This is a genomic window from Flavobacterium sp. (assembly GCF_044368995.1).
Classification (GTDB): Bacteria; Bacteroidota; Bacteroidia; order Flavobacteriales; family Flavobacteriaceae; genus Flavobacterium.
The window spans coordinates 1-6,522 of the sequence record NZ_JBIPMS010000095.1; the positions used below are offsets into that span (position 1 = coordinate 1).

Sequence of the window (6,522 nt, forward strand, 5' to 3'; positions counted from 1 at the left end):
GATAAATTACAAGATAGAGGTAAGTTTTTCGTAGAGCCAAATGTTGAAATTTACGAAGGTCAAGTTATAGGAGAAAACTCTCGTGGAGATGATATGTGTGTAAACGTAACGAAAGAGAAAAAACAATCTAACGTACGTTCGTCTGGAAATGATGAAAAAGCTAGAATTATTCCTCCAATTATTTTTTCTTTAGAGGAAGCATTAGAATACATTCAAAAAGATGAATATGTGGAGTGTACACCAAAATCTATTCGTTTAAGAAAAATTTATTTAACTGAAACGGACAGAAAACGTTTTAAAATATAAATAGATTTTTTATAAATATACTAAACCACGAATTTCATTTGATTTTCGTGGTTTTTTTATTTACAGATTTAGTATTTTGTAAGATATTGAACAATCAATAATTAAAAACCCTAACTTTGTTAGTATAAAAACTATAACCATGGAAATTAAATTAAAAAACGGAATTGATAGATTAGAGTTTGGTATGACTCCAAAATACGTTGAAGCCTTATATGGAAAACCAAGTAAAACCTTTACAGACGACGAAAAAAATACGATTTACGTGTATAATAAAGAACGTATGAAGTTAACCTTTTATGTTGAGGAAGACATGAAATTGGGCTATATTACGACTACACATCCAGAAATCAAATTATTTGGAACTACCATTATCAATAAAGCTTGGGATTTAGTAAATGGTGATTTAGCACTAAACAAAATCACCAAATTTGAAAAAGATTCAGAAGAAGGTATAGATATTTATTTTAATGAAGACAATTGGTTGTTTTTCCATGTAGATTATGACGAAGTCGTTGAGGTTGAAATTGGCGCCATCATCAACGATAAAGATGAATTTGAATGGAAATTTAGAGGATAAAACACAAAAAAAAAGGCAAACATCTGATTTAGAGTTTGCCTTTTTTTTAAATATATTTTTTTTAAATTTTTACTTTCTTTTGCGAAATATACACAAAATAAAAACCAAGAATAATAAAAGGGATACTTAACCATTGACCAGTTGACAAAGCGTTAAACATTGGATTTTCTTCAAAACCACCTTGACTGTCTTTTACAAATTCTACAAAGAAACGAACCGACCAAAGTAATACTAAAAATGTACCGAATAGTAACCCTGGTTTGTTTCTGGCGTCTGTTCTCCAATACATATAAAACAAGATGAAAAATACTGGAATGTATAATATTGCTTCGAACAATTGCGCTGGATATCTGTATGGAATTTTATCTAAAATACCTTTAAACTGAACATCTTTTGCAATCGCATTGTATGCCTGAGTTCCGTCAGGAATATTTGTTAATTGCGAGGCTACTTGCGGTGGCAAATTATCTTCACCTTTCACGAATTTCATAGCCATGAAACTTTCTTCTGAAGTCACTTTTCCAAAAATTTCAGAATTCATAAAGTTTCCTAAACGAATAAAAACAGCTCCAGAAGCCACAGGAATTACAATTCTATCTAAAATCCATAATAACGGACGTTGTAGTACTTTTGTTTTGATGTAATACATTGTAATGATTATAGCAATTGCCGCACCATGACTGGCTAATCCACTAAAACCTGTGAAATGTAGTTCTGGTTTTGTGCTAATTGGTAATAAAACACTCAAGGGATCTTGTGAAAATAATTCTGGTTGATAAAAAATTACGTGACCTAAACGTGCACCAAGCATCGTAGCGACTATAGTGTAAACAAATAAATTATCTAATTTTTCTACCGATTCATTTTCTCTTTGGAAGATGAATTTGGTAATGTACCAGCCCAAAGCAAAAGCAGTTACCCACGTTAAGCTGTAAAAACGAATCATAAAAAAACCTAAATCGATGCCTTCTGTTGGATTCCAAATCATATTATTTTTTTGTTTAAAAGTTTATAAGTTTAAAAGGGTTTGCATATCAATATTTTTTTATATTCTCATTGATTTTTGCCATTGCATCATGGAACTGGATCGTAACCGCTTTTTCCCCATGGATGACAACTTGTAATTCTTTTTATAGCGAGCCAACTTCCTTTTAAAATACCATATTTTTCTAATGCTTCTTTACTGTAACTCGAACAAGTAGGGGCAAACCTACAAGTTGCTGGTGTTAATGGCGAAATTACGATTTGATAAAACCTAATTATTATAACGAACGGAAAAATTAAAATCTTCTTCATAACTGTTACACAGAGTTTCGCAAAGAAATCACAGAGATTCACTAAATTTATTCTTTAAATCTTGTTTTTGTCTTTTACTTTTGCCTTATCCCTTTTGCCTTTTACTTAATTACAAAGTAAAACTTGTTCCATCTTTTCCGTCTTTCAATTCAATATCCAAAACAGCCAATTTATCTCTAATTTCATCTGACAAAGCCCAATTTTTATTGGCTCTTGCTTCCATTCTCATTTCGATGAGCATTTCGATAACGCTTCCTAATTTATTATTATTTCCTGCTGCTTTTTTATTTGTTAATCCTAAAACATCAAAAACAAAAATTTCTAAAGTAGTTTTTAATTCTGTTAAATCTGTAGCAGAAATTGTTTCTTTCTTGTCATTCAATACATTAATAATTCTAACCGCTTCAAATAATTGTGCAATTAAAATTGTAGTATTAAAATCGTCATTCATCGCAGCATAACAAGCGCTTTTCCAAGCTGTAATATCAACAGAAGAAGTAGGGCTATTTTCAATTTTTGATAAAATATCTATGGCTTCCATCAAACGATTATATCCTTTTTCACTTGCAAGCATCGCATCGTTTGAAATATCTAAAACACCACGATAATGCGCTTGCATGAAGCAAAAACGCACCACACTTGGACTAAATTCTTTTTCGAAGAAGTCATTTTTTCCATCAAGTAATTCCATTGGTAGAATGTAATTCCCAGTACTTTTGCTCATGCGTAGGCCGTTCATGGTTAGCATATTAGTATGTATCCAATAATTTACTGGTTGTACTCCATTGCATGCCGTTCCTTGTGCTACTTCACATTCGTGATGTGGAAATTTTAAATCTAAACCACCACCGTGAATATCGAAGTTTTCACCTAAATATTTAGTGCTCATAGCGGTACACTCTAAATGCCAACCAGGAAAACCAGCTCCCCAAGGCGAATTCCAACGCATAATATGTGCTGGCGATGCATTTTTCCAAAGGGCAAAATCTTGTGGGTTTTTCTTTTCTGATTGTCCGTCTAAATCTCTTGTATTGGCTAATAAATCTTCAATATTTCTATTGTTTAATTCGCCGTAATTTAAACCACGTTTGTTATATTCTAAAACATCAAAATACACAGAGCCTTTGCTTTCGTATGCAAAACCCGTTTCAATTAATTTTTGAGTAAGTTCTATTTGTTCTACAATATGACCTGTAGCTGTTGGTTCAATAGTAGGAGGTAGGAAATTAAAAGTTTCTAAAACCCTATGAAAATCTACTGTATATTTCTGTACAATTTCCATTGGCTCTAATTGCTCTAAACGCGATTGTTTTACAAATCTGTCATTTTCTACATTGCCATCATCTGTTAAATGTCCGGCATCTGTAATATTTCGTACATATCTTACTTTATAACCTAAATGCAATAAATAACGATACATCATGTCAAAACTCATAAAAGTTCTAACATTTCCTAAATGCACATTGCTATATACTGTTGGTCCACAAACATACATACCAATTTGACCTTCGTGAATCGATTTAAAATTTTCTTTTTTCCCCGATAATGAATTATACACCTGAAGTGGATTGGTTTCGTAAAGTGGCATTTTGTATGATTTATTTTTTACTATTATTCTATTTATAAATTTTATTTTATTAGCTAAAATTTCGTATCTAATTTAATATAATCTAAAAACTCTCGTTTCATTTTTTCGTTTTTAAATTTTCCGCCAAATTCAGAAGTTACGGTGCTACTTTCAATATCTTTTATACCACGAGAGTTCACGCACATGTGTTTGGCATCAATGATGCATGCTACATCTTCTGTTTTTAAAACGGTTTGTAATTCTTTTACAATTTGAATAGTTAAACGTTCCTGAACTTGAGGTCTTTTTGCATAATATTCTACAATACGATTCATTTTTGATAAACCTACCACAGATCCGTTTGAAATATAAGCAATATGTGCTCTTCCATATATTGGCAATAAATGATGTTCGCAAGTTGAAAATACTACAATGTTTTTTTCCACCAGCATTTCACCATATTTGTATTTGTTTTCAAATGTGGAGGCACTAGGTTTTTTATCTGGATGTAAACCGCCAAATATTTCTTTTACAAACATTTTGGCTACTCTGTTTGGTGTTCCTTTTAAACTATCGTCTGTTAAGTCCATTCCTAAAGTTAAAAGAATATTTTCTACATCTTTTTTAATTCTTGTAATTTTCTCCTCGTCAGAAATTTCAAAAGCATCAGTTCGAATTGGGTTTTGTGTATTAGTAGCAATATGGTTATTGCCAATTTCATCGTTATGTTCTTCGTTGTTAATCATCATACCTATTATTTTCATCTAACTGCAAATATATGCATTTATAAATAAATTAGTTTTATAAATTTTTAAAGTAATTTATAAATAACCAACACTTTTATTTCATTACACAACTGTTAAAATCGATGAAAAGCAGTTTAGTCCGACGAAAAACAAACAACATTGTTAAATTGCTTTTTTATTAACGAAAAGTTAATTTTTTTTTTATTTTTGCTATTCAAAACACTTAATTATTTTAATATTTACATATATAAAATGAAAAAATTTCTTTTACTTTTTTTTACTTTTTTAAGCATTAATTTTATTCATTCGCAAACTACAGCTTGTAATAATGCTCAGCCAATTTGCTCAATAGGATCCTTACCAGTAACGGCAAATACAAATCCTAGTTTTGGTCCATTAGCTTGTTTAAGTTCTACTGCTAATGGAAATTGGTACACAATTCAGTCTCAAGGTTCAGGTGTTATTGTTTATAGTTTGCATCAGGGAAATAATCCACCACTTTATAATAATTGTGATGTTGATTTTGTTTGTTGGGGACCCTTTACAACACCACCAACTTGTTCAAGTATTAGTTTAACAGATTGTCCCACTTGCCCAAATAATACAATTAATCCAAATTTTTATCCTTTTGGAAATATTATGGATTGTAGTTATGATGCTGCATCCACTGAAACTTTAACTATTGATGCTGAACCTAATGAATATTTTTTACTATTTATAGCAAATTTTTCAGGCGATCCAGCTCAGTTTGTTTTACAACAAGTTAATAACCCTGCATCAGCAGGTGCTACACAAGCTGACTGTGATCTTGTTTGCGGAGTAAATTTAGGGTCTACAGCAACTTCTACTTTTTCAGAACCACCAGAAATTAATACTGTTTCGATTTGTGATGGGTCAATAGCGTCTTATACCTTACATTGTAATTTTGAAAACCCACCAGCTAATCAAAATTCATTGGCATACCAATGGTTTCGGAATGATGTTTTACAACCTTTAACTACAAAATCAATAACGGTTACCCAATCAGGAACTTGGAAAGTTAAGGTTACACATCCTGACTGTGGTATTGTTTCGGAAGATTCTGTTATTATTTATTTTGGTGCTACACCTGTTTTAACAAATCCTGGCACACAGTTAGGAACATTAGGAGATTGTAACCCTATATTTAATTTAACGGCTTTAATTCCTTCTATATTAGCAGCACCATTAAATCCTGCAGATTTCACATTTTCTTTTTTTACAGATATTGGAGATTCAATAATTTATGATTTCCCTGTAGTTACAGGACAAATCACAAATCCTTCTACTTTTCAAACCAATGTGGATACTACCATTTATGTAAGAGCCAGAAATAATACCTCTCCAGAATGTGTAGATTCAGATGACATTTCATTTTTATTAGATGTTAGATGTACAAATAATGCTACAGCAGTAGGTAATAACATTTGTACCAACAATACCGGACAATTAACTTTTACTGGTCCACCAAGTGCTGTGGTAACGTTTACACAAGGTACAAATACTTATAATGTAACTTTAAGTGCAGCTGGTTCGTTTACTTGGAATACACCATCACCATTAACTGCAACAACAATATATACATTAACTAATGTTGCTGCTGGTTCTCCAGTTGTTAATACTCCATTAACTGCAACAGGAACCATTACGGTGAACCCAGACAATACGGTTTCAGCAGCTTCGGCTACACCTACACTTTGTATCAATACCCCATTAGCAGCAGCGATTACTCATACTACAACAGGAGCTACAGGCATTGGCACTCCAACAGGATTACCAGCAGGCGTTACAGCTACTTGGTCTGGAAATACAATTACTATTAGTGGTACGCCAACTACTACGGTAGGAAGTCCATTTAATTACACGATTCCATTAACGGGAGGTTGTGGTACATTTAATGCAACAGGAACTATTACAGTCACACAAGCTAATACGGTTACATTACCTACATCTACACCTACACTTTGTATCAATACCCCATTAGCAGCAGCGATTACGCATACTACAACAGG

5 protein-coding genes and 2 pseudogenes are annotated in these 6,522 nt (G+C 32.1%); 3 read left to right on the forward strand and 4 right to left on the reverse strand.

Features of this window, described 5'->3' with window-relative positions; all coding sequences use genetic code 11:
* Both ACIQ2I_RS07085 and ACIQ2I_RS07090 read left to right on the forward strand, forming a co-directional pair.
* Positions 1 to 306, forward strand: a pseudogene (locus tag ACIQ2I_RS07085) (translational GTPase TypA); the annotation flags it as partial.
* 139 nt (positions 307 to 445) lie between these two features.
* Positions 446 to 883 carry a hypothetical protein gene (locus ACIQ2I_RS07090; protein ID WP_396181728.1) on the forward strand — a complete coding sequence of 146 codons (438 nt, stop codon included), beginning with the start codon at positions 446 to 448 and terminating at the stop codon, positions 881 to 883.
* A 61-nt stretch (positions 884 to 944) separates the two neighbouring features.
* On the opposite strand, the gene lgt is transcribed toward ACIQ2I_RS07090, so the two are convergent.
* The 4 genes from lgt to folE form a co-directional block, all read right to left on the reverse strand.
* Positions 945 to 1,871 (reverse strand): prolipoprotein diacylglyceryl transferase, encoded by a 927-nt coding sequence (gene lgt / locus ACIQ2I_RS07095; protein ID WP_396181729.1) that lies wholly within the window; start codon positions 1,869 to 1,871, stop codon positions 945 to 947.
* A gap of 86 nt (positions 1,872 to 1,957) precedes the next feature.
* Positions 1,958 to 2,179: a membrane protein insertion efficiency factor YidD gene (gene yidD / locus ACIQ2I_RS07100; protein WP_396181730.1), complete on the reverse strand. Its 222-nt coding sequence runs from the start codon at positions 2,177 to 2,179 to the stop codon at positions 1,958 to 1,960.
* Positions 2,180 to 2,288: 109 nt separating this feature from the next.
* A complete protein-coding gene (gene cysS / locus ACIQ2I_RS07105) occupies positions 2,289 to 3,767 on the reverse strand; it encodes a cysteine--tRNA ligase (RefSeq protein ID WP_396181731.1) in 1,479 nt (492 codons plus the stop codon).
* Between the two features lie 53 nt (positions 3,768 to 3,820).
* Entirely contained in the window at positions 3,821 to 4,492 is a 672-nt protein-coding gene (gene folE / locus ACIQ2I_RS07110; RefSeq protein ID WP_396181732.1) for a GTP cyclohydrolase I FolE, read from the reverse strand.
* A gap of 252 nt (positions 4,493 to 4,744) precedes the next feature.
* On the opposite strand from folE, the pseudogene ACIQ2I_RS07115 reads away from it, so the two are divergent.
* A pseudogene (locus ACIQ2I_RS07115) lies at positions 4,745 to 6,522 on the forward strand (hypothetical protein); the annotation flags it as partial.